This window comes from Roseateles oligotrophus (assembly GCF_025717515.1).
Lineage (GTDB): Bacteria > Pseudomonadota > Gammaproteobacteria > Burkholderiales > Burkholderiaceae_C > Paucibacter_A > Paucibacter_A oligotrophus.
The window spans coordinates 31,860-54,424 of sequence record NZ_JAJIRN010000002.1 but is presented as its reverse complement, the minus strand read 5'-3'; the positions used below and the strand labels follow the sequence as shown (position 1 = coordinate 54,424).

At 60.3% G+C, this 22,565-nt stretch carries 21 protein-coding genes and 2 tRNA genes; 17 read left to right on the top strand and 6 right to left on the bottom strand.

The genetic code is table 11. The features are described 5' to 3' along the window. Positions 1-15: 15 nt before the first annotated feature. The 4 genes from LNV07_RS03575 to LNV07_RS03560 all read left to right on the top strand — a co-directional run bounded on the left by LNV07_RS03575 (position 16) and on the right by LNV07_RS03560 (position 5,588). Entirely contained in the window at positions 16-3,147 is a 3,132-nt protein-coding gene (locus LNV07_RS03575; RefSeq protein ID WP_263569811.1) for an efflux RND transporter permease subunit, read from the top strand. A 41-nt stretch (positions 3,148-3,188) separates the two neighbouring features. Continuing rightward, complete coding sequence (locus tag LNV07_RS03570) at positions 3,189-3,842, top strand: protein-L-isoaspartate O-methyltransferase family protein (protein WP_263569810.1); 654 nt, start codon at positions 3,189-3,191, stop codon at positions 3,840-3,842. A gap of 5 nt (positions 3,843-3,847) precedes the next feature. Continuing rightward, positions 3,848-4,177, top strand: coding sequence for a rhodanese-like domain-containing protein (locus tag LNV07_RS03565; protein ID WP_263569809.1), 330 nt, complete (start codon positions 3,848-3,850; stop codon positions 4,175-4,177). 64 nt (positions 4,178-4,241) lie between these two features. Further along, positions 4,242-5,588 (top strand): TolC family outer membrane protein, encoded by a 1,347-nt coding sequence (locus LNV07_RS03560; protein WP_263569808.1) that lies wholly within the window; start codon positions 4,242-4,244, stop codon positions 5,586-5,588. 9 nt (positions 5,589-5,597) lie between these two features. On the opposite strand, the gene LNV07_RS03555 is transcribed toward LNV07_RS03560, so the two are convergent. Then, positions 5,598-6,125: an Lrp/AsnC family transcriptional regulator gene (locus LNV07_RS03555; RefSeq protein ID WP_263569807.1), complete on the bottom strand. Its 528-nt coding sequence runs from the start codon at positions 6,123-6,125 to the stop codon at positions 5,598-5,600. Between the two features lie 108 nt (positions 6,126-6,233). Between LNV07_RS03555 and LNV07_RS03550 the strand changes: the two genes are divergently transcribed. The 4 genes from LNV07_RS03550 (at position 6,234) to LNV07_RS03535 (ending at position 9,139) form a co-directional block, all read left to right on the top strand. Beyond that, on the top strand, positions 6,234-7,127 hold the full coding sequence (locus LNV07_RS03550) for an EamA family transporter (RefSeq protein WP_263569806.1): 894 nt from the start codon (positions 6,234-6,236) through the stop codon (positions 7,125-7,127). Positions 7,128-7,171: 44 nt separating this feature from the next. Further along, positions 7,172-7,966 carry a peroxide stress protein YaaA gene (yaaA, locus tag LNV07_RS03545; RefSeq protein ID WP_263569805.1) on the top strand — a complete coding sequence of 265 codons (795 nt, stop codon included), beginning with the start codon at positions 7,172-7,174 and terminating at the stop codon, positions 7,964-7,966. After that, positions 7,963-8,808, top strand: coding sequence for a 2OG-Fe(II) oxygenase (locus LNV07_RS03540; protein ID WP_263569804.1), 846 nt, complete (start codon positions 7,963-7,965; stop codon positions 8,806-8,808). The genes yaaA and LNV07_RS03540 overlap by 4 nt, the downstream gene beginning before the upstream one ends. 73 nt (positions 8,809-8,881) lie before the next feature. Then, positions 8,882-9,139, top strand: a complete 258-nt coding sequence (locus LNV07_RS03535) for a hypothetical protein (RefSeq protein WP_263569803.1) — start codon at positions 8,882-8,884, stop codon at positions 9,137-9,139. Between the two features lie 23 nt (positions 9,140-9,162). Here the strand turns inward: LNV07_RS03535 and LNV07_RS03530 are convergent, their stop codons facing one another. After that, positions 9,163-9,624 (bottom strand): Lrp/AsnC family transcriptional regulator, encoded by a 462-nt coding sequence (locus LNV07_RS03530; RefSeq protein ID WP_263569802.1) that lies wholly within the window; start codon positions 9,622-9,624, stop codon positions 9,163-9,165. Between the two features lie 108 nt (positions 9,625-9,732). Here LNV07_RS03530 and ilvB point away from each other — a divergent pair, with 108 nt between their 5' ends. Next, complete coding sequence (gene ilvB, locus LNV07_RS03525; RefSeq protein ID WP_397545520.1) at positions 9,733-11,505, top strand: biosynthetic-type acetolactate synthase large subunit; 1,773 nt, start codon at positions 9,733-9,735, stop codon at positions 11,503-11,505. Positions 11,506-11,587: 82 nt separating this feature from the next. Here the strand turns inward: ilvB and efp are convergent, their stop codons facing one another. Beyond that, entirely contained in the window at positions 11,588-12,142 is a 555-nt protein-coding gene (gene efp / locus LNV07_RS03520) for an elongation factor P (protein WP_263569800.1), read from the bottom strand. A gap of 249 nt (positions 12,143-12,391) precedes the next feature. Beyond that, entirely contained in the window at positions 12,392-13,462 is a 1,071-nt protein-coding gene (earP, locus tag LNV07_RS03515) for an elongation factor P maturation arginine rhamnosyltransferase EarP (protein WP_263569799.1), read from the bottom strand. 63 nt (positions 13,463-13,525) lie between these two features. Between earP and uvrC the strand changes: the two genes are divergently transcribed. The 7 genes from uvrC (at position 13,526) to LNV07_RS03480 (ending at position 19,641) form a co-directional block, all read left to right on the top strand. Further along, positions 13,526-15,568 (top strand): excinuclease ABC subunit UvrC, encoded by a 2,043-nt coding sequence (gene uvrC, locus LNV07_RS03510; RefSeq protein WP_263569798.1) that lies wholly within the window; start codon positions 13,526-13,528, stop codon positions 15,566-15,568. A gap of 10 nt (positions 15,569-15,578) precedes the next feature. Further along, on the top strand, positions 15,579-16,154 hold the full coding sequence (locus LNV07_RS03505; RefSeq protein WP_263569797.1) for a hypothetical protein: 576 nt from the start codon (positions 15,579-15,581) through the stop codon (positions 16,152-16,154). Positions 16,155-16,242: 88 nt separating this feature from the next. Then, positions 16,243-16,809 (top strand): CDP-diacylglycerol--glycerol-3-phosphate 3-phosphatidyltransferase, encoded by a 567-nt coding sequence (pgsA, locus tag LNV07_RS03500; protein ID WP_263569796.1) that lies wholly within the window; start codon positions 16,243-16,245, stop codon positions 16,807-16,809. Positions 16,810-17,023: 214 nt separating this feature from the next. Then, on the top strand, positions 17,024-17,296 hold the full coding sequence (locus LNV07_RS03495; protein WP_263569795.1) for an HU family DNA-binding protein: 273 nt from the start codon (positions 17,024-17,026) through the stop codon (positions 17,294-17,296). 33 nt (positions 17,297-17,329) lie between these two features. Next, positions 17,330-17,405, top strand: a tRNA-Val gene (locus LNV07_RS03490). A 111-nt stretch (positions 17,406-17,516) separates the two neighbouring features. After that, positions 17,517-19,427, top strand: a complete 1,911-nt coding sequence (locus LNV07_RS03485; protein ID WP_263569794.1) for a SurA N-terminal domain-containing protein — start codon at positions 17,517-17,519, stop codon at positions 19,425-19,427. Between the two features lie 138 nt (positions 19,428-19,565). Then, positions 19,566-19,641: transfer RNA gene (locus tag LNV07_RS03480), tRNA-His, on the top strand. Between the two features lie 143 nt (positions 19,642-19,784). Here LNV07_RS03480 and LNV07_RS03475 read toward each other — a convergent pair. Both LNV07_RS03475 and LNV07_RS03470 read right to left on the bottom strand, forming a co-directional pair. After that, entirely contained in the window at positions 19,785-20,243 is a 459-nt protein-coding gene (locus LNV07_RS03475) for a CYTH domain-containing protein (RefSeq protein ID WP_263569793.1), read from the bottom strand. Positions 20,244-20,263: 20 nt separating this feature from the next. Next, positions 20,264-21,304, bottom strand: a complete 1,041-nt coding sequence (locus LNV07_RS03470) for a quinone-dependent dihydroorotate dehydrogenase (protein WP_263569792.1) — start codon at positions 21,302-21,304, stop codon at positions 20,264-20,266. Positions 21,305-21,384: 80 nt separating this feature from the next. On the opposite strand from LNV07_RS03470, the gene LNV07_RS03465 reads away from it, so the two are divergent. Continuing rightward, positions 21,385-22,506, top strand: coding sequence for a 3-deoxy-7-phosphoheptulonate synthase (locus LNV07_RS03465; protein WP_263569791.1), 1,122 nt, complete (start codon positions 21,385-21,387; stop codon positions 22,504-22,506). The last annotated feature ends 59 nt before the right edge of the window (positions 22,507-22,565 follow it).

The window sequence follows — 22,565 nt, the reverse complement described above, 5'->3', positions numbered from 1 at the left end:
GCCGGAGTCGCAACAATGTGGTTCACACGCATTTCGATCCAAAACCCGGTCATGGCGGTGATGCTCATGCTGGCGCTGGTGGTGCTGGGGCTGTTCAGCTATCAGCGTTTGTCGGTCGATCAATTCCCTAACGTTGATTTCCCCACCATCGTGGTGCAGATGGACTACCCCGGCGCCTCACCCGAGATCGTCGAGAGCGAGGTCAGCAAGAAGATCGAATCGGCGGTCAACACGGTGGCCGGTATCAGCAGCTTGACCTCGCGCTCCTACGAGGGCACTTCGGTCGTCATCATCGAGTTCAATCTCGATGTCGATGGCCGCAAGGCGGCCGAAGATGTGCGCGAGAAGGTCGCGCTGATACGCCCGCTTTTGCGTGAGGAAGTGAAGGAGCCGCGGATCTCGCGCTTTGATCCCCAAAGCGCGCCGATCTTCAGCGTGGCGGTCTTGGCTGACGATAAGAGTCGTAGCACTCAAGAGCTGACCACCTGGGCCACCCAGGTCTTGCAAAAGCGCTTGGAGAACGTGCGCGGAGTCGGTTCGGTCAGCGTGGTGGGTGGCCTGCAGCGCCAGATTCAGTTGCAATTGCGCCCGCGAGACATGGAGTCGCTTGGGGTCGGTGTTGATCAGGTGCTGGCCGCCGTCAAAAGCGAGAACCAGGAATTGCCGCTCGGCGCTATCCGCTCGAATGAGCAGGAACGGGTAGTGCAGATCAATGCGCGGCTGAAGGTGCCGGCTGATTTCCGCGATATCGTGGTGGCGCGCAAGGGCGGCGTGGCCATCAAGCTCTGGCAGCTCGCCGATGTGATCGACGGGCCGCAGGAAGTCGAGAGCCTGGCACTCTATAACGGCCAACGCACGGTGCTGCTGAGTGTGCAAAAGAGCCAGGGCGAGAACACCATCGCGGTGGTCGACGGTTTGATGAGCGCGCTGAAAGACTCGGCCAATGTGACGCCGCCGGGCATTCGCACCGAGATCAACCGCGACAACTCGCGTGCCATCCGCGTCTCGGTTGCCAATGTGCAGCGCACCTTGTTCGAGGGTGCGGCGTTGACGATTCTGATCGTTTTCTTGTTCCTCAATTCCTGGCGCTCCACCGTCATTACCGGCCTCACGCTGCCGATTGCCTTGATCGGTACATTTTTGTTCATGTATGCCTTCGGCTTCACGATCAACAACATCACGATGATGGCGCTGAGCCTGTGCGTGGGGCTCTTGATCGATGACGCCATCGTCGTGCGTGAGAACATCGTGCGTCATGTGCAGATGGGCGCCAGCCCTAGGCAAGCCGCCCTCGACGGTACCCAAGAGATCGGCCTGGCGGTGCTGGCCACCACCTTGTCCATCGTGGCGGTGTTCCTGCCGATCGGCTTTATGGGCGGCATCGTCGGCAAGTTTTTCCATGAGTTCGGCATCACCATCGTCGCGGCGGTACTGATCTCGATGTTCGTCAGCTTCACGCTGGACCCGATGCTGTCGAGCATTTGGCATGAGCCTGCCGGCCGCTCGGGCTGGTATGACAAGACGCTGGGCCGCGTGACCCAGCAGGTGGACCGTTTCACCGAATGGTTGTCGGGCGCCTATCAGCGTATTTTGAGCTGGTCGCTGCGCCACAAGGGCGCCACCTTGTGGCTCGCTTTTGCAAGCTTTCTGTTCAGCTTTGTACTGCTCGGCGGGGTCGGCAAGGAGTTCGTGCCCAAGGCCGATCTGTCCGAAACGCAGATCAATTTCTACACGCCGGTGGGCTCCGCGCTGGAGGTCACCGAGGCACGGGCGCGCCAAATCGATGCGCTGCTGCGCGAGTTGCCCGAGGTGCGCTACACCGTGACGACGATCAATAGCGGCTTCGCGGCCGGCAAGATTTACGGTGCGATTTATGTGCGGCTGGCCAGCCGGGCCGAGCGCAGCCGCAGCGTGGCCGATCTGGCTCAACCGATGCGCGACAAGCTTGCCGCCGTGCCGGCCATCACCATCACCAATATTGGCCCGACCGATTTGGGCGGCGGCAAAAGCCTGCAGTTTTCGATTCAGGGAGCAGATCTGGGCGAGTTGGAGCGGCTCTCTCGGCAGATTCAGGCCGAGATAAGCAAGATTCCCGGTCTGGTGGATCTGGACAGCTCGCTGAAGGCAAATCGGCCATTGATCGCGATCGAGGTCAAGCGCGACGCCGCTGCCGACGCGGGCTTGAACGTGAATGCCCTGGCCGGCTCGCTGCGCACCTTGCTGGCCGGCACCACGGTGGGCAACTGGCGTGCGCTTGACGGCGAGAACTATGACGTGATCGTGCGGCTGGGGCCGGCTGGCCGCAAGGCCTTGGCCGATCTTCAGCAGCTGCCCATCAATGTGAGCGCGGCGGCCGATGGCTCGGCGCGCGTCGTGCGCTTGTCTCAAGTGGCCGAGATCCGCGAGTCGAGTGGACCGAGTCAGATCAATCGGCGCGATATGAGCCGCGAGATCACCATCGATGCCAATGCCTTGGGTCGCAGCTCGGGCGAGGTCTCGGCCGATATCAAGGCGGTGCTCGAACGCACCGCTTTCCCGCCCGGCTACCGCTACACCTTCGGCGGCTCGACCAAGAATATGAACGAGTCGTTCCAATACGCGGTTGGCGCGCTAGCGCTGGCGATCGTGTTCATCTACATGATTCTGGCCAGCCAGTTCAAGAGCTTCTTGCAGCCCTTGGCCCTGATGAGCTCGCTACCCCTGACCTTGCTCGGTGTGGTGTTGGCGCTGCTGATGTTCCGCTCGACGCTGAATATGTTCAGCATCATCGGCATCGTGATGCTGATGGGGCTGGTGACCAAGAATGCGATCTTGCTGATCGACTTTGCGATCCGGGCGCGCGAGGGTGAGCATGGTCACGGTGTTGATGCCGAACCGATGGGCCGTGAGCAGGCCTTGCTGCATGCGGCCCAGGTCCGCTTGCGGCCGATTTTGATGACCACGATGGCGATGATTTTCGGCATGCTGCCCTTGGCCTTTGCGCTCAGCGAAGGCTCGGAGCAACGCGCACCGATGGGGCAGGCCGTTATCGGCGGCGTGATCACCTCGTCGCTGCTGACGCTGGTGGTGGTGCCGGTGATCTATTGCTATCTGGACGACCTTGGTGCCTGGGCCAAACGCAGATTTATGGCAGCTGGCAGGCCCTAGAATCCCCGGCTGATGGAGTAACAATTCCCTGAGGAATAGACATGAATATCGAACAAGCCCGCTTCAATATGATCGAGCAGCAGATCCGGCCCTGGGATGTGCTGGATAGCAGCGTGCTGCAACTGCTGGCGGTGGTCAAACGTGAGGATTTTGTGCCGCCGTCCTGCAAGGCCTTGGCCTTTATGGACGTCGAGATTCCCTTGCCCGGCGGGCAGTGCATGTTGGTGCCGCGTGTCGAAGCGCGCTTGCTGCAGGAGCTGAAGGTGGCCAGGCATGAAAAAGTGCTGGAGGTCGGTGCCGGCAGTGGCTTTATGGCCGCCTTATTGGGCCACCGGGCGCAGCGCGTCATTTCGCTCGAGATTAATCCCGAGTTGGCGGCGCTGGCGACCGCGAACCTGAAGCGTGCCGGCCTGTCGAATGTGACCGTGCGCGAGCAAGATGGCGCCAAGGGCTTTGCTGCCGAAGGGCCGTTCGATGTGATCTTGCTGTCCGGTTCGGTGGCCGAGGTGCCGGCCGAGCTTTTGAATCAGCTCAAGCTGGGCGGTCGTTTGGCGGCCATCGTTGGGGATGAGCCGGTGATGCAGGCTCAGCTGATTCAACGAGTTGGCGAGCAGGATTTCCGCACCACCAATCTATTCGACACCGTGGCGCCGCGCTTGCAAGGCTTCGCGCCGGTCAGCGCGTTCAGTTTCTGAATCCAATGATTCAAATCGCTGCCGATGAGCTCCTGGCGATGTGCGCCGGCAGCTCACCGCCCTTGCTGCTGGATGTACGCGAGCCTTGGGAGGCGCAGTTGGCCAGCATTGCCATCGACGGCGCGGGCAGCCAATTGATACCGATGGGGCAGATTTCGGCGCGCTTGGCCGAGCTTGATTCGACGCAGCCCATCGTCTGTTATTGCCATCACGGGGTCAGAAGTCTGCAAGTCGTCGCATTTTTGCTGCGCGCGGGCTTCACTTCCGTTTATAACCTTGCCGGTGGTATCGATGCATGGTCCTTAGGGGTCGATGTGGCGGTGCCGAGATATTGAGTCTATGGCCTAGGCTATGACGCTTGAATTCTGTAATAAGTAAATGCTAATCACGAGGAAGTTCATGTCAGACCATCGCGCATCCCATTCGCACCGCCCTTTGAGTCGCCTTGGCTTTGCCTTGGTGGTCGCCTTCGCTTCCTTCGGTGCTGCCGGTGTGGCCAGGGCGCAGAGCCTGCTCGAGCTGTACGACGCAACCCGCGCCTTTGATCCGACCTATTTGTCGGCCCGCGCGCAGGCCGATTCGGCCCAGTACAAGGTGGGTCAAGTTGAGGCTCTGGAGAAACCGAGTCTGGGCGTGGGCGGCACGGCCAAGCACGAAGAGATCAATATGCCCAAGCGTGATTGGCTCGGAGCCAGCACCGTTCAAGCCGGGCTGAATGGCAAGTATTCGCTCTACAACAAGGGCAATCGTTTGACCGTGGAACAGGCGCGTTTGGGTCTGGATATTGCTGCCGCCGATCTTGAGGCCGCCGAGCAAGACCTGATCGTGCGGCTGGCGCAAGCCTATTTTGATGTGCTGGGCGCCCAGGACACCTTGACCACGACGCAAGCGGCCAGAACGGCGTTTTCGGAGCAATTGGCGTCGGCCAAACGCAATTTCGAGGTTGGCACCACCACCATCACCGACACGCGTGAAGCGCAAGCCAAGTTCGACCTGGCCACCGCAGCCGAGATCGCTGCCGACAATGATTTGCGAGTCCGGCAGTTGAAGCTGAATCATGTGGTCGGCAAGCCGGTCACGCCCAAGCGGCTGGCATTGCCGGTGGCTTTGCCGGCCATCATGCCTGCGGCCGTGGAGCCCTGGGTTGAACGGGCCGAAGAGCAGCATCCGCAGATTCGCAAGGCCCGCATCGGCGTTGACTCCTCGGTGCTGGAGACCGGCAAGGCTCGCGCCTCGGATGGCCTGACGGTTGATTTGAGCGCCACCGTAGGCGCCGTCAATGCGCGCGGTAACGGCGCGCAAATTCTCGGCACAACCGGCAGCGGTAATGTCGCCTTGTCGGTGAACCTGCCGCTCTATACCGGCGGTGCCACGCAGAACCGGATCAAGGAAGCCTTGGCGCTCGAAGAGAAGGCCAGGCAAGATTTGGCCAATGCCCGCCGCGGGGTGTCGGAAGGGACGCGAAGCAACTTCTATGGCGCTTTGTCGCAGGCAGCCCAAGTCAAGGCGCTGGAAGCGGCCGAGTCATCTACCAAGTTGGCGTTGGATGCGACTCAACTGGGCTTCAAGGTCGGCGTGCGGGTCAATCTTGATGTCTTGAATGCGCAGACCCAGCTCTTCACGACTCAGCGCGATTTGGCCAAGGCGCGCTATGACGCGGTGCTCTTGAACCTGAAACTGCGTCAGGCGGCCGGCGTCTTGAAGCCCGAAGACGTCGCCGCAACCAATCAGTTGCTGGTGAAATAGGCTTCGCTTCTAAAGTGACCCCGATGACCCGCTACGGCGGGTCTTTTTTTGTTTGGGCGCGGCTTCCGGGTCGCCGCTTGCTGCCTCGACAAGCGGGGGCACCGGGCGCAACGGCGCATGCTCGCGCAAACATCTGAGGATGATTGCAGTCGAGGTTTCTGCCAAGCTGCAATAACGCTGCAGCACCTGCTCCAGATGCGCCACATCGCGCACGGCGATCTCCAAAATCCAGCTGTCTTCGCCGGTCACGTTGAAGGCGGTCAATACCTCGGGGCTGGCCTCCAGGGCCCGCAGCACACGCGCCTCATCGCAACGCCCGACGCGGATCACGGCGCGTATCGCATAGCCCAGCTTGGCGCTGTTGACGATCGCCTGGTAGCCGCTGATGACGCCCAGGTCCTCCAGCTTGCGCACCCGCTCGGTGACGGCCGGTTGACTCAGATGAACCCGGCGGCCCAACTCGGCCATGGTCAGGCGGGCGTCGGCTTGGAGTTCGGCCAAAATGCGGTGATCGTGGCTGTCAAAGTCGTTATCCATGATTTTGAAGGTAATGGTGCTGGTGTTCCTTTAATGTTAGTTGATTTTCCGTTTTTTGCCTTTTAACTTGTATTCAAGAACGCAGCTGTTTTAACTACGATAACGGCTATGAATACCGTCACCATCTCTTCTCCGCAAACGGGCCTAAGCCCGCGTGTTCTGGCCTGTTTGGCCGCCACTTGGCTGGTCTGGGGTTCGACCTATCTGGCCATCAAATATGCGCTGATCAGCTTTCCGCCATTTTTCCAAATGGGGACTCGCTTCTTGGCGGCCGGCCTTGTATTGGCGGCATGGATGCGTTGGCGCGGCGCAGTGTGGCCGGCCCCGCGCCAATGGCTGAATGCGCTGGTGATCGGCGCTTTGATGTTGGGCGGCGGCATGGGTTTTACGGCCACGGCCGAACAAACAGTGGGTTCGGGACTGGTGGTGGCCTTCATCGCGGTGATTCCCTTGATGACGGCGGCGCTGAATTTGTTCTGGAAGGTGATGCCGACACGTCTGGAGTTGGTGGGCATGTCGGTGGGTTTGGCCGGCGTCTTGATGCTGATGCAGGGCCAAGGTTTCAGTGCTTCGCCCATCGGCTTGTTGTCGATCAGCATTGCTTGTGTGACTTGGTCCTTGGGCAGTGTGTTGTCGCAGCGGGTGTTTCCCTTGGCGCCGGGCGCAATGGGTTTTGCCAGTGAGATGCTGGCCGGCGGCGTGGTGCTGATCATGATCAGCCTGCTGCGCGGCGAAGCCATGCAGTGGCCGCCGCAGCCGCAAGCGATAGGCGCTTGGGTCTATCTGGTGATCTTTGGTTCCTTGATCGGATTCAACGCCTATATGGTCTTGCTGGCCGAGGCGCCGTCGGGCTTGGCGACCAGCTACTCCTTCGTCAACCCTGTCATCGCGATGTTGCTTGGTGTGGCGATTGCCGGCGAACACATCAGTTCCTTCGAGTGGGCCGCCGCCGGCGTGGTGCTGATCGGCGTGATCTTGTTGCTCAAAGGCCGTCGAGGGTGAGAGTTTGGGCCTGAGTCGTGAAAAGGGCGGCGACAATCGCGCCCATGCTTTATTTGCTCTCCCCCGCCAAGTCACTCGACTACGACACCCCAACGCCGCCAGCGCTGCTGGACCTGGCCAGTCAACCGCAGTTTGTGCCCCAGTCCAGTGAGTTGATCAAGCTGCTCAAACCGAAGACGCCGGCCGATATTGCGGCCATGATGAGCTTGTCGGTGCCGCTGGCCGAGCTGAATGTGGCGCGCTTCAGCGCTTGGAAGCCAAGCTTTACCCATAGCAACAGCAAGCCGGCGGTCTTGGCCTTTAACGGCGATGTCTACGAGGGCTTGTCGGCCCCGACGCTGAGCACCGCGCAGTTGCAGTGGGCGCAAGAGCACCTGGCAATTTTGTCGGGGCTTTACGGCGTGTTGCGGCCCTTGGACTTGATTCAACCCTATCGGCTTGAAATGGGTAGCCGCTTGGCCAACCCTGCCGGTGCCAATCTATATAAATTCTGGGGCGAGCGACTGACTCGGCATCTGAACGCGCGGGCGACAGCCGCGCAGGTGCCGGTGATCGTCAATCTGGCCTCGCAGGAGTACTTCCGGGCCGTCGATCGCCCCGGCCTGCAGCCGCGCGTGATCGAATGCGTATTCGAAGATTGGAAAAACGGGCAGTACAAAATCATCAGTTTTTTTGCCAAACGCGCGCGCGGCCTGATGGCCCGTTACGCCATCACCGAGCGGATCGATACGCCGGCGGGTCTGCATGGTTTTGCGGCGGAGGGTTATGCCTACCAGGCTGATCTGTCTGAGCCGGGGCGTTTGGTGTTCAGGCGCAAACTGGAATCGTCAAGCCTATGAGTGGCCATCAACAACAAAGCATCAGCCCCGAGTTGCGGGAATGGATCCGGGAGCAGCTCGGCCAAGGCTTTACACGCGAGCAGGTCTTGGCCGCGATGAAGAGCAGCGGCTGGCAGGAATCGGTGGCCTTGCGGGCGCTGGATGAGCCCGTCGGCGATGGGTCCGACGCTGCGGTGCAGGTGGCCAGCCGCGTTCCGGAGCCTGACCTCAGTGGCGGTCGGCCCACCTTGTGGATTGATGGGCGCGAGGTGAAGGTTTTGCTGACCTTGAGTCAGCCGCGCATTGTCGTGCTGGGCGGTCTTTTGTCCGATGAGGAATGCGATGCGATGGTTGCTGCGGCGAGCGCGCGCTTGGCTCGCTCGGAGACGGTCGCTAGCAGCGAGGGCGGTAGCGAGATCAATCCGGCGCGGACCAGCGATGGTATGTTTTTTGAGCGCGGCGAAAGCGAGTTGATCCGCAAGGTGGAGTCGCGTCTGGCCGAGTTCCTGAATTGGCCGATCGATCATGGCGAGGGTCTGCAGGTGCTGCGTTACCGCCCCGGTGCGGAGTATCTGCCGCACTATGACTATTTCGACCCCGAAATGGATGGCGCGGCGGCGATTCTCAAGCGCGGCGGGCAGCGCGTTGCCACGCTCGTGATGTACCTCAATACGCCGGCGGCCGGCGGCGCGACAATCTTCCCGGACATTAAACTTGATGTGTCTCCGATCAAGGGTAATGCGGTCTTCTTCAGCTATGACAGGCCGCATCCACAGACCCAAAGCCTGCATGGCGGAGCGCCGGTGCGCGAGGGTGAAAAATGGGTCGCAACCAAATGGTTGCGTGAAGGTGTGTTTGTCTAGATTCGAGTTCGCGGGCCACCGAGTTGCCGCGAGTTTTGTTTGTTTTTTTGTCTCGCTTCTTGAAAGTTATTCCATGAGGAAAATCATTGCTCTGGCCCTGTGCGGTTTTGTTTCCAGCCTGGCCTTGGCTCAATCGCTGCCAAGCCAAGCCGGCACGACGCAGATGCAACAGCAGCGCTATTCGGTTCCTGCGGCCAAGGCTTCGACAAAGAAGTCAAAGAGCTTGAAACTTGCCACCAAGCGCGGCAAGCATGCGAAGAAGTCGGGCAAAGTGAAGGCCAAGAGCGGCCACGGCAAGGTCAAAGCCAAGAGCGCGCACAAGGTTCACTGAGTACTTCTTGGCGCCTCCGAGCTTCAGCGCCTCAGCGGTAGCTGACTTTGCTTCAGTTGTCGCAAAACGAAGCTTGATTTGCTGTGGCGTATGCCCGGTATCTTGTACAGGCGCTCGCGCAACAAGCGCTCGTAATCGCGCGTGTCGGCGACGGCAATGCGGACGTAATAGTCATAGTCGCCCGAGACCAAAAAGGCCTCCAGCACCTCTGGAATTTGCTCCAAGGCCTGGCCAAATTCGAACAAGGCCTCGTCCGAATGGTTGTCCAGTGTGACCTGCACGATGACGGTGTCGGCCAAGCCTATCTTGGCGGCGTTGACGCGCACCGAATAGCCCTCGATCACGCCGGCTTCTTCCATCCGTTTGATCCGGCTCCAGCAGGGTGAACTGGTCAGGCCGACCGTTTGGCTCAGGTCGGCCAAGCTCATGCGGGCATCCTGCTGCAAGGCAGCCAGAATGGAAAAATCGAATTTATCCAGTTTCATGCTGGTAAATTCTAGCTTGGCAGAAAATTTTGCTTAATCGAGTGAATTTCTGAGGAAATTCGGCAGCCTTTGCTGCTCAAGTTTTGGCACAGTGCTGACATGAAGCCCATGCCCGAAAAATCCCTCCATTCATCGGCCGCTGCAGCGCTGCGGCCCCAAGTTCAACTCAATGGTGCTCAGGCGCTGATTGCCACGCTTTTGAGTCTGGGGGTCGATACCGTCTTCGGCTATCCAGGCGGCGCGGTGCTGCCGCTCTATGACGCGCTGCACGCCGAGCCGAGATTGCGCCATGTGCTGGTGCGTCATGAGCAGGCCGCTGTCCATGCGGCCGAAGGTTATGCGCGCAGCACCGGCCGGGTCGGCGTGGTGTTTGTGACCTCGGGTCCGGGCATGAGCAACACCACGACCGGCTTGCTCGATGCCTTGTGCGACTCGATTCCCGTGCTTTGCATCAGCGGACAGGTGGCCACCGGCGCCATCGGGACCGATGCTTTTCAGGAATGCGATGCGCTGGGAATTTCCAAGCCGGTGACCAAATGGAATGTGCAGATCCGCGCCGCCGCCGAGGTGGCGGCGGTGGTGATGCAGGCTCATGCCTGCGCGGCTGGCGGGCGGCCCGGGCCGGTCTTGGTGGACTTTCCGAAAGATCTCCAGTTGGCGCCCAGCACGAGTCAGCTAGGCGCAGAGGGCGAGGCCGACATCGTGGCGCTCAAGCCGGCTTGCAATGCCGAGTCCTTGAATCGGGCGATTGATCTGCTGAGCCAAGCCAAGCGGCCGATCTTTTATGGCGGTGGCGGCTTGATCAATGCAGGCGCCTTGGCGTGCGCCTCCTTCAAGCGCTTGGTCCACCTGAGCCGCGCGCCTTGTACGCTGACGCTGCTGGGTTTGGGCGCCTTCCCAGCCTCGGACCCGCAGTTCCTCGGCATGCTGGGTATGCACGGCACTTTGGAGGCCAATCTGGCCATGCATGAGGCGGACCTGATCGTCTGCGTCGGGGCGCGTTTTGATGACCGGGTGACCGGGCGCCTGGATAGTTTTTGCCCGCATGCGAAGGTCATTCACCTGGATATTGATGCGCGCTCGATTGGCAAGGTGGTGCGCACGGAAGTCGGTCTGCTGGGTGACTGCACGGCCAGCCTCTTGGCCTTGGAGCGTCTATGGGCCGAGCGTGCCTGTCTTGCCGTGGACCTGAGCGATTGGTGGCAGCGCATCGAGCGTTGGCGTGCGGAGAAGTCCTTGAGCTTCGAGGATGCGGCTGAGGGTCGGATCTTGCCCCAGGCCTTGATGGTCCGGCTGCAATCGGCCATAGCTGGGCGTGACGCCGTGGTCGCGACCGATGTCGGTCAACATCAGATGTGGGCCGCCCAACACCTGAAGATTGAAGGCCCGGGGCGCTGGCTGACCTCGGGTGGCGCCGGCACCATGGGCTATGGCCTGCCGGCCGCGATCGGCGCGCAGATCGCGCATCCAGACAAGCTGGTCGTCTGCGTCAGCGGCGATGCCTCGGTGCTGATGAATATTCAGGAGCTGTCGACCGCGATCCAGCACCGTACGCAGGTCAAGTTGGTGCTGTGCAATAACGGCCGCATGGGCATGGTGCGGCAGTGGCAGGAGCTGATCCACGGTGGCCGCTACAGCCACAGCTATACCGAGGCGCTGCCGGACTTTGTGGCGCTGGCCAAGGCCTTTGGCTGGCAGGCGGCAAGGGTAGAGCGGCGTGAGGATCTGGATGCCGCCTTGGCCGAATGCCTGGCCGCCGATGGGCCGTTTTTTCTTGATGTGGTGGTGGCGGCCGAGGAAAACTGCTTCCCGATGATCCCGGCCGGCGCCGGCCATCACGAGGTCTGGCTGGCCAAGGATCGCGGCTACCGCCCCAGCTAAGCCTGACGCCATGCAAAAAGGCACCCGAAGGTGCCTTTTCTTTTGCGTCAACGCTGTGCGCTCGAATTGAGCGCTAGCGGCTTTAGACGCGCTTGCGGTACTCGTGCGTACGGGTGTCGATTTCGATCTTGTCGCCTTGAGCAACAAAGATTGGCACCGGGATTTCGAAGCCGGTGGCCAGCTTGGCAGGCTTCAAGACCTTGCCCGATGTGTCGCCCTTGACGGCGGGCTCGGTCCAAACGACTTCGCGCACCACCGAGGTAGGCACTTCAACCGAAATGGCCTTGCCGTCATAGAACACGACTTCCACCGGCATCGCGTCTTCCAGATACTGGATCGCGTCGCCCATGTTCTCGGCCTCGACCTCGAATTGGTTGTAGTCCTGGTCCATGAACACATACATCGGGTCAGCGAAGTAGGTGTAGGTGCAGTCCTTCTTTTCCAGCATGACCTGGTCGAGCTTGTCGTCGGCCTTGAACACCACTTCGGTGCCCGAGCTGTTCAGCAGGCTCTTGAGCTTCATGCGCACGGTGGCTGCATTGCGGCCGCCGCGGCTGTACTCGGTCTTCAGCACGACCATGGGGTCCTTGCCGTGCATGATCACGTTACCGGCGCGAAATTCTTGTGCAATCTTCATGAGTGTTCCGATGAGGGAGAGGAATGTTTGAGGCAGCCTAAGTTCGAAATATCGGATCGAAATGCTGGCTTGAGCGTTTCGCTTGAAGTCATGGTTGCCCCTGTTTCAAGGCGGAAATCTCTCAAACCGGAGCAGACATTCAATGCAGAGGGTCCGTCCAAATCAAGGTGTCTCGGTGCCTGCTCACACCATCGATCCCCCAAGAGGTTTACCCAAGAGGTTTCCAGTGGCGCAGCAAAGCCGCTGATTTTAGCTTGATTTGTGTGCGAGGGTCAGGAGTTGGCTGACCAAGTCCTGTTGGGTCGTCAAATGTTCACGCCATTTGATGGCCCGGCCCCGGGCTGCTTCCAGGTCAGGCATTACGCCGCTCCAGGCCTGCAGGCCATTCCAGCCTCGCCAAAGCGCGCGGGTTTGTTCGGCCAGGCTTGCCTCGCTGCCGGCCAGATACAAGTCCATGAAGGCCTCCAGCTTGGGGGTATGCGCGCCATCGGTTTGAAAATAGATTTGCCAGGCAAAGGGCTTGCCGGCCCATTGGGCGCGCACAAAAGAATCCTCTCCACGGACAAAGTTGAGGTCGCAGGTCCAGAGCAGGCGGTCGTAATCGGCCTGGCTCAGATAGGGCAGCGCATGCCAGCGCAAGTGGCCCGTCGGCAGTTCTTGTCGGCGCTGCAAGTCGAGCATTTGTGCTTGGGCGGCGCCGGGGCAGACCAAGAGCAGGGTCGGTTCTTTGGCCAATTCGGCCAGCAAGTCCGGCAAGGCTGGGTTGGCGTAGGCAAACAGACTGACAATGAGCTCGCCGGCTTGGCGCTCGAGTTGCCGAGCGGCCAGCCAGGCACAAGCATCAAAGCCGGCTTGCTCGACCAGCAGGCCGGGCTCACGCAACAGGCCGCCGGTGCGTGCACTGAAGCCGGGATAGAAAAATTGCTTGCGCAGCCCCCGCCCGGCACCCGTGAATTGCGGTGAGGCTAGCCCGTGGCTGCGTTCGACATAGGGCTCGGCGCTGAGGTATTCGAGATTGAGCCAAAGCGGCGGCATGCTGCGCTGCGCCATGCGGCCCAGGAAAGGCTGGGGCAACTCGCAACCGAAGGTCTCGATCACCACATCTCCGGCCTGCGCCTCGCTCAAGCTCTCGTCCCAGTACCTTACGCTGATGCCGGGCGGCATGCCGGCGCCGGCCATCCATTGCAAGGCGCTGGTGTCATCGAGCCAAAGCCTGACCGTCTCGCCGCGATCGGCCAAGTCGCGGGCGAGCCGCGAACTGACGCCAATGTCGCCAAAGTTGTCGATGACGCGGCAAAAAATGTCCCAGATGAGTCCCATGGCGGAATTATCGGCTGCGGTTTGGCGGCGCGATGTTGGCAGGAGGCGGCACAATCCCGCACCATGCAAGAGCCCGATGTCTCCCCTACGAATGATGACGACGCGACCGCCGCCGAACTCGGCGCCCAACAGCAGGCGCAATGGACGGCTGAACGCAAACTGGTCGAGGCCGCCGAGGCGCAGCGCGTTGTGGAGGTTGAGCAAGCCGCCAGCGATGGACGCGCGCGCCTGCTGCTTGAGGTGGCGGCCTTGCCGGGTTTGCCGGGCGTTTATCGCTACTTTGACGTGCAGGGGCAGGTGCTTTACGTGGGCAAGGCCAAGCACCTGAAGAAGCGCGTCTCCAGCTACTTTCAGAAGGACCACGGCGGCACCCGCATCGGCCTGATGGTGGCCCGCATTGCCCGGCTGGAAACCACCGTGGTGCGGACCGAATCGGAAGCCTTGCTGCTGGAAAACAATCTGATCAAGACCTTGAACCCCAAGTTCAATATCTTGTTCCGCGATGACAAGAGCTACCCCTATCTGAAGCTCAGTGCGCATGAGTTCCCCAGGCTCAGCTATTACCGTGGCGCGGTGGATCGGCGTCATCGCTACTTCGGGCCCTTCCCGAGCGCCTGGGCGGTCAAGGAGTCGATTCAGCTGATTCAAAAAGTATTCAAGCTGCGAACCTGCGAGGACACCGTCTTCAATAACCGCAGTCGGCCTTGTCTGCTCTATCAAATTCGCCGCTGTTCGGGGCCTTGTGTGCCCGACCTGCAAAACGACGGCAATGGCGGCTATGCCCGCAATGTCAGCAATGCCGAGCGCTTTTTGCTGGGCGAAACCCAGGAGGTGATGGACGGCCTGCAGGCGCAGATGATGGCCTTTGCCGACGCGCTGCAGTTTGAGTCGGCGGCCGAGGTGCGTAATCAGATTTCTGCCCTGGCGCGGGTCTTGCAACAGCAATCGGTGGACGAAAACAGCGCCACCGGGCGCGACCGCGATGTCGATATCCTGGCCGCCAAGGTACAGGGCGGGCGGGCCTGCGTGAATCTGGCCATGGTGCGCGGTGGGCGTCATCTGGGGGACCGGGCCTTCTTCCCCAAGCATGTTGAGGAGGCGACCGCCGTCTTGCTGTCCGAAGAGGAGCAGACCGACAGCGTGTCACCCGAACGCTTGGTGCTTGAGGCCTTTATGGCTCAGCATTATCTGGAGGCTCATGTGCCGTCGCTGATCGTGCTTAGCGAAGCGGTCGACGAGTCGCTGTGCGCCGTTTTAACGGAGCAGGCCGGCTACAAGGTGACGACGCAGGCTCAGCCGCGCGCGCAGCGGCGGATCTGGCAGGAAATGTGCATCAAGGGCGCGGAACTGGCGCTTGCCCGCCTGCTCTCGGAGGAAGGCTCGCAGCAGGCGCGTACGCGGGCGCTGGTCGATGCCTTGGACCTCTCGGTGCAGGATGTGGATGCCTTCAAGATCGAGTGTTTCGATATCAGTCACACGGCGGGAGAGGCCACGGTGGCCTCATGCGTGGTGTTCGAGGGCCATCAAATGCAGAGCGCTCAATATCGGCGTTACAACATCGACGGAATCACCGGCGGTGATGACTATGCGGCGATGCGCCAGGTCTTGACGCGCCGTTACAGCAAGATGGCGGAGGCGGCGCAAATGGGCAATGCAAGGCTGCCGGACTTGGTGCTGGTGGACGGCGGGCGGGGCCAGGTTTCGATGGCCAGGGAAGTGTTCGAGGAATTGGGCTTGGACTTGAGTTTGATCGTCGGGGTAGAGAAGGGCGAAGGCCGCAAGGTCGGCCTGGAAGAATTGGTGTTTGCCGATGGTCGGCCCAAGGTCTATCTGGGTCGTGACTCGGCCGCCTTGATGCTGGTGGCGCAGATTCGCGATGAGGCCCATCGATTCGCCATCACCGGCATGCGCGCCAAGCGAGCGGCGGTACGCACCGGCGGTTCGCGCCTGGAGGATATCGACGGCATTGGCCCCAAGAAGCGTGCGCAGTTGTTGCAGCGTTTCGGTGGCGTGCGAGGCGTCACCGAGGCGAGCGTGGATGAGATCGCCACCGTCAAGGGTATTTCAAAGGAATTGGCGGAGGAGATTTACCGTGTCTTGCACTGATCGAATCAATTTGAAAACATTGCGTCACAACACCGCGCTGAGTTCATGCGCCAGACCCTTGATGGCCGTTGCCGGTTTGGGCTTGCTGGTCTTGATGACGGGTTGCTCCGACAGCCCGCGAACACCGGCGCCCGGGGTCGCGGCAGCGACCACGAGCGCAAATTTGCCTGCCGCCGGTGAGCAAATCAAGCCACAGCCGGCGAAACCTTCACCCTCGGGTGCGGGGCAGGAAACCGCAGCCACCCTGGCGCCCCCAAAGTCACCTCGCACCCATGACGAGTTGCGCGTGCAGGCCGCACATCGCTTGGTCGCCGCAAATCCTCAGCAAAGCTATATGGGCGCGGTGCCTGAGATTTTGCTGGCCATCCCGGTTCTTGAGGTGGACTTGAACCGCGATGGTTCCATCAAGCGCATCGTCGTGCTGCGCCGGCCCAGGCAAGAGCCCGGCACGGTTCAATTGGCCATCGACGCCGTGCACCGCGCCGCGCCGTTCGGTGATCTTTCTCGCCTGCCGGCGCCATGGAAATTCACTGAGACGTTTCTCTTCAATGACGAGCGCCGATTCAAGCCGCGCACGCTCGATTGACCCCATGCCTGGGCGGGCTTGCGACATTAATGCCACATAGTTCTTGTGAGGGGTGAAGGAGTAGCACTTTGCCGGGCACAATCTCCGCATGTTTCTGACTCTGCCAACACTCTTCACCTGGGCTCGCATCGTAGCCATCCCCTTGATCGTTGGGGTGTTTTACCTGGACCTGGCGAAAGAAACCCAAAACCTGTTCGCGACGGTTCTGTTCGTGTTGGTGGCGCTAACGGATTGGCTCGACGGCTATCTGGCGCGCAAGCTGAATCAGACTTCGGCCTTCGGTGCATTTTTGGATCCGGTCGCTGACAAGATCCTTGTTTGTGCGGCGCTCTTGGTCTTGCTTGAACTTGGCCGTGTCAATGCGCTCGTGGCGCTTGTCATTATTGGCCGGGAGTTGGCGATTTCGGCCTTGCGCGAGTGGATGGCGCAAATCGGCGCATCGGGCAGCGTGGCGGTTCATATGGTGGGGAAGTTGAAAACCACCGTGCAGATGATCGCGATTCCTTTCCTGCTTTTTGACGGCACTCTATTCGGCCTGTTGCACACGCGGCTCTGGGGGGCTTGGATGATGTATGTGGCTGTCTTGCTGACCATATGGTCGATGGTCTATTACCTCAAAAAGGCTTTGCCGGAGATTCGAGCCAAGGCCAGGTAAGGCAATAAAGTGGCCTTGCTCGGCCTCTGAATTGCGAGTCTTTGCCGACTTTTTGGGGCTTGCATTTACTTGTTCTGCGAGGCTCGAAAATGCGCTTAGAATGCGCTTCCTCGAGAAATTTGAATGGCGCTACGACCAGCGGTCTGGCTGTAAGCGATGTCGATTCTCAGGATCGATTTTTGCGTGAGTGCCAAGCCTTTTGAGAGGTAATTAAGTGAACAAGTCCGAACTGATCGAGCACATTGCCACTCAGGCCGATATTTCCAAGGCTGCGGCAGGCCGTGCTCTGGAAGCGCTGATCGGTGGCGTCAAGACCACGCTGAAGAAGAATGGTTCGGTTTCTCTGGTAGGCTTCGGCACGTTCAGTGTGACCAAGCGTGCAGCGCGCGCCGGTCGTAACCCACGTACCGGCGACGCGATCAAAATCAAGTCGGCCAAGGTGCCAAAGTTCCGTCCAGGTAAAGCGCTCAAAGACGCGTTAAATTGAACGCGTAGTTTTTTATTTAATACCGGTTAATCCGGGTGCTTAGCTCAGTTGGTAGAGCATCGCCTTTACACGGCGCAGGTCGGCGGTTCGAGCCCGTCAGCACCCACCAAAATTGCCCTTGGCCCAGATTATTTTGGGCGTGGGCTGTGGCTAGAGTGCCATCCCCCGCAAAGGCGAACCCCGGTTCGCCTTTGTCGTGTCTGCATGTCTGAGGTTTTAGATGTTTGAATTCGTCCGTAAGCACACGCGCCTGTTTCAGTTCATTTTGCTGATTCTGATCTTGCCGTCCTTTGCTCTGGTGGGCATGCAAGGCTATACCAGTTTCATGGATGGATCAAATTCTGGGGTGGCGACGGTGAATGGCCGCAAGATCACCCAAGCCGAGGCCGACGCCGCGCACCGCGATCAGGTGGAGCGCATGCGCCGCCAAATGCCCAATCTGGATGCCAAACTGCTGGATTCGCCCGAAGTGCGGCGTGAATCGCTGGACGGCTTGGTGCGCGAGCGCGTGATGCAGGCAGCCGCCGAGAAGCAACATCTGGTGGTGTCCGACGAGCGCTTGCAATCGATGTTTCTGAACGACCCTCAGTTCGCCTTCTTGCGCAATGCCGATGGCTCTATCAATAAAAGCGTGATTGCAGCTCAAGGCATGAGTTCGCAAATGTTCGTTGAGCGTTTGCGGCAAGACCTGACGCTGCGTCAGGTGGCCGCCGGTGTGACGGGTACGACGGTGTCTGCCGAAGCGAACGCGGTCGTCGCGTTTGATGCCTTGTTGCAGCAGCGCGAAGTGCAATTACAGCGCTTTGAGGCAAAAGACTTCGCTGCCCGCATCGAGCCGAGTGACGCTCAGATTGAGGCTTTCTACAAAGACCCGCTCAATGCTGCGCAGTTCCAAATGGCTGAAAGCGCCCAGATTCAATACTTGGTTTTGGACCTGGAGGCCTTGAAGGCTGGTGTCAGTGTCAATGAAGATGATTTGCGCAAATACTTTGACGAAAACGCGTCGCGTTTTTCTGTCGCCGAAGAGCGCCGGGCCAGTCACATCTTGATCAAATCCGAGAAGGGTGCCTCGGCGGCCGAACGTGCCAAGGCCAAGGCGCTGGCCGAGGACATGTTGGCGCAGGCTCGCAAGACTCCGAACGCCTTCGGCGACTTGGCGAAGAAGAACTCCCAAGATGAAGGCTCGGCTCCGAACGGTGGCGATCTCGACTTTTTCGGCCGGGGTGCAATGGTCAAACCGTTCGAAGATGCGGCATACGCTTTGAAAAAAGGCGAGATCAGCAATATTGTGGAGTCCGATTTCGGCTTCCATGTGATTCAGTTGACCGGTATTCGTGGCGGCGACAAGAAGACTTTTGAGTCGGTCCGGGCTGAAATTGAAGCCGATGTGCGCAAACAGTTGGCGCAAAAGCGTTTCTCTGAAATGGCAGAGCAGTTCAGCAATATGGTTTACGAGCAGTCCGACAGCCTTCAGCCGGCCGCCGACAAGTTCAAGCTGGCAATTTCGACTGCCACCGTGCAGCGCAATCCGGCGCCCGGTGCGACCGGCCCATTGGCCTCGGCCAAATTGCTTGATGCCTTGTTTGGCAATGAATCCTTGCGCAACAAGCGCAATACCGAGGCGGTTGAGACCGGCGCAAATCAGTTGGTTGCAGCGCGTGTTGTGCAGCACAACCCTTCGCATTTGCAAGCGCTGGCCGATGTGAAGGTGCAAGTGCGAGCGCAACTGGTGCGTAAGCTGGCGATCGCTGAGGCGGTCAAGGCCGGTGAGGCGAGGCTGGCCGCACTCAAGAAAGACGGCGATGTGGCCGGTATGAGCGCTGCTGTTGTTGTCTCGCGCGCGCAGCCACGCGAATTGCCACGCAAGGTGCTGGACGGCATTCTTGCTGCCGATGCAAGCAAGCTGCCAAGCTTTGTCGGTGTGGATGCCGGCGATGGGGTGTTTGTGGTTGCCAGCCTTTCTAAGGTCTTGCCGCGTGACCCGGCCGTGGTTGACACCAAAAGGGCTGCGCAGCAGTACGCACAAGCGTGGAATGCAGTCGAGTCAGATGCGTTCTTTGAAGCGATGAAGACCCGCTTCAAAGTCACCTTGAAGGCGGCTTCCTCGGCCGCCTCGGCTGCCACGCGTTGAGTTGATTTGAGGTAACTCGATTCATCGTCCGGCAGTGAAGGGCAAGTCCTGTGCCTAGGCTGGGTGTGTAATTAAAAGGAAATTTCATAGACCGCTTGCTTTTTCAGTAAAAGTCGTTCTATAATCTTAAGCTCTGCGGTGGTTGTAGCTCAGTTGGTAGAGTCCAGGATTGTGATTCCTGTTGTCGTGGGTTCGAGCCCCATCAGCCACCCCAAGTAAATCAAGGGCCTAGAAGCGAAAGCTTCTAGGCCCTATTACTTTGCAGCGACGATTTTCGGTTTTGATCGCCTTGTAAAGGCGCTTCTGTACGGGCAGAGCAAGGCAGGTGCAGGCGCCTTGACCTACCAAGTGACTGACCTACCAAGTAACAAACGGCCACATTGCCAACTGTGAGTTGAAGTAGCGCACGTCTTCGGTGACTTCTTGGCCCAACCAAGGCGGCGGCTCAAAGTGCTGCTCGGCGGACTCCAGCTCAATCTCCGCCACCACCAGGCCAGCGTTGTCGCCCAGGAACTCATCCACTTCCCAGTCCATCCCGGCATGCGGGACGATGCGGCGGATCTTTTCAACCAGCGGCCCCTCGCACAAGGTCAGTAGCTGCTCCGCATCCGCGAGCGGAATTGCATATTCGAACTCGGCGCGGCTGGCCCCGACGCTTTGACCCTTGATGGTCAACCAAGCCTCGGCGCCTTTGACTCGAACCCGCACGGTGCGGCAGGGATCACGGCTCAAATAGCCTTGGCTGATGAATTCGCCGGCGCCTTGCTTCCAGGCATCGCCGATGACGAGGAATTTGCGTTCGATTTCAATGGCCATGGCGCCGACTCCATTTGGGCTCAGATTCGAGCCATGGCGGCCGCGCATTCGCTGACCAGGGCCGGGCCTTTGTAAATCAAGCCGGTATAGATTTGCACTACATCGGCGCCGGCTTGCAGCTTGGCGACTGCATCGGCGCCACTCAGCACGCCGCCAACCCCAATGATGGGGTAGTTGCTGCCCAGCGCCGCCCGCAATAGGCGGATCACCCGGTTGCTGGCCTCAAACACCGGCCGGCCGGACAGGCCGCCGGTTTCGTCGGCATGGGCCATGCCCTTGACCGCTTCGCGCGAGATCGTTGTGTTGGTGGCAATGACGCCGTCGATGCCATTGTTCCGCAGCGTTTGCGCGATCACCGCGACTTGAGCTTCGTCCAAATCGGGCGCGATTTTGACGAACATCGGCACGCGCCGTTTGGCGGCGGCTTCAAGCTTCAGCTTCTTTTCCTGCAAGGTGGACAGCAAGGCATCCAAGGCCTCATCGCTCTGCAAAGCCCGTAAATTCTTGGTGTTAGGGCTGGAGATGTTGACGGTAACGTAATCAGCATGGGGGAACACGCCTTCCAGACCGATCAAGTAGTCATCGGCGGCGTTTTCGATCGGCGTGGCGGCGTTTTTGCCGATGTTCAAACCGACCAGACCACCGGCCGCGCGAAACGTTCGAGCGCGCTGCACATTGGCCAGAAAACTCGCCAGACCTTCGTTGTTGAAGCCCAGGCGGTTGATCAAGGCCTGCGCTTCGGGCAAGCGAAACATGCGCGGCTTGTCATTGCCCGGCTGGCCCTTGGGTGTGACGGTGCCGACTTCGATGAAGCCAAAGCCCATGGCGCCGAGGCCGTCGATGCAGCGACCGTTCTTGTCCAGGCCGGCGGCGAGGCCGATGCGGTTGGGGAACTTCAGACCGGCCAATAGCAATGGGTCTTGCACGCGGGCTTGTGACCACAGGCATTGCGCCGGCGTGTTTTGCAGCTTGGCGATGGCGGCCAGAGTCAGCTCATGCGCATGCTCGGGGTCGAGGCCAAAGAGGAATGGGCGGGTGAGGGCGTAGGGGATCAGAGGCATGGCTGAATTGTCGCATTGCGCTTCGGTCGCATCCCCTATGGGCCCGCGTAGATAATCAAGGTAACTGAAGGAACTTGTAGATGAACGCTCTGGATAACCCGACCCAAGATCGCGAAGTAGGCTCGCGTGATGAGACCCGCGACACCACCCGCACCGACGACACCCGCATCGGCGCGGTGCGGCCCTTGATTTCGCCCGCCTTGCTGCTGGATGAGTTGCCGCTGCCTGATGCTTCGCTCGAGTTGGTGGAGAAAGCGCGGGAAGATATCAGCGCCATCTTGCATGGGCGTGACGACCGCTTGCTGGTGGTGGTCGGGCCTTGCTCGATACATGACCACGATCAAGCGATGGACTACGCCCGCCTGCTCAAGGGCCTGAGCGACGAGTTGGCGCGAGACCTGTTGATCGTCATGCGGGTCTACTTTGAGAAGCCGCGCACCACCGTGGGATGGAAGGGTTATATCAATGACCCGCGCCTGGACGGCAGCTTCCATATGAATGAGGGCCTGCGGCTGGCGCGCCAATTGCTGTTGGACGTGACCGCGCTGGGCCTGCCGGCGGGCACCGAGTTTTTGGATTTGCTGTCGCCGCAATACATCAGCGATTTGATCGCCTGGGGCGCGATCGGTGCGCGCACGACCGAGAGCCAAAGCCACCGCCAGTTGGCCTCGGGGCTGAGCTGCCCGGTGGGTTTCAAAAATGGCACCGATGGCGGCATCAAGGTGGCTTCGGATGCGGTCTTGGCGGCATCGGCAGCGCACGCCTTCATCGGCATGACCAAGATGGGCGTGGCGGCGATTTTCGAGACCCGCGGCAATGCGGATTGCCACATCATCCTGCGCGGTGGCAAGGCGCCGAATTACGACGCGGCCTCGGTGGCGGCGGCCTGCGAGGCGATGCGCTCGGCTGGCCTGCGCGAGCAGGTGATGGTGGACTTTTCGCACGCCAATTCGAGCAAGAAGTTCGAACGGCAGATCGATGTTGGGCAGGATGTGGCGGCGCAAATCGCCGCCGGTGACCGGCGCATCACCGGCGTGATGATCGAATCGCATCTGCAGGCTGGCAGGCAAGACCTGGCCCCGGGCCAGAGCAAGGCCGATCTGAAGCCCGGCGTGTCCATCACCGATGCCTGCCTCGGCTGGAGTCAGACTGAGCCATTGCTGCGCGACTTGGGCGAGGCGGTGCGCCAGCGGCGGCGCTGATTCGGCAAGGCAGGCGCCGCCGTTCGCGGCGGCTGCTTGCGTTTCGCGCGCCAAGCCGG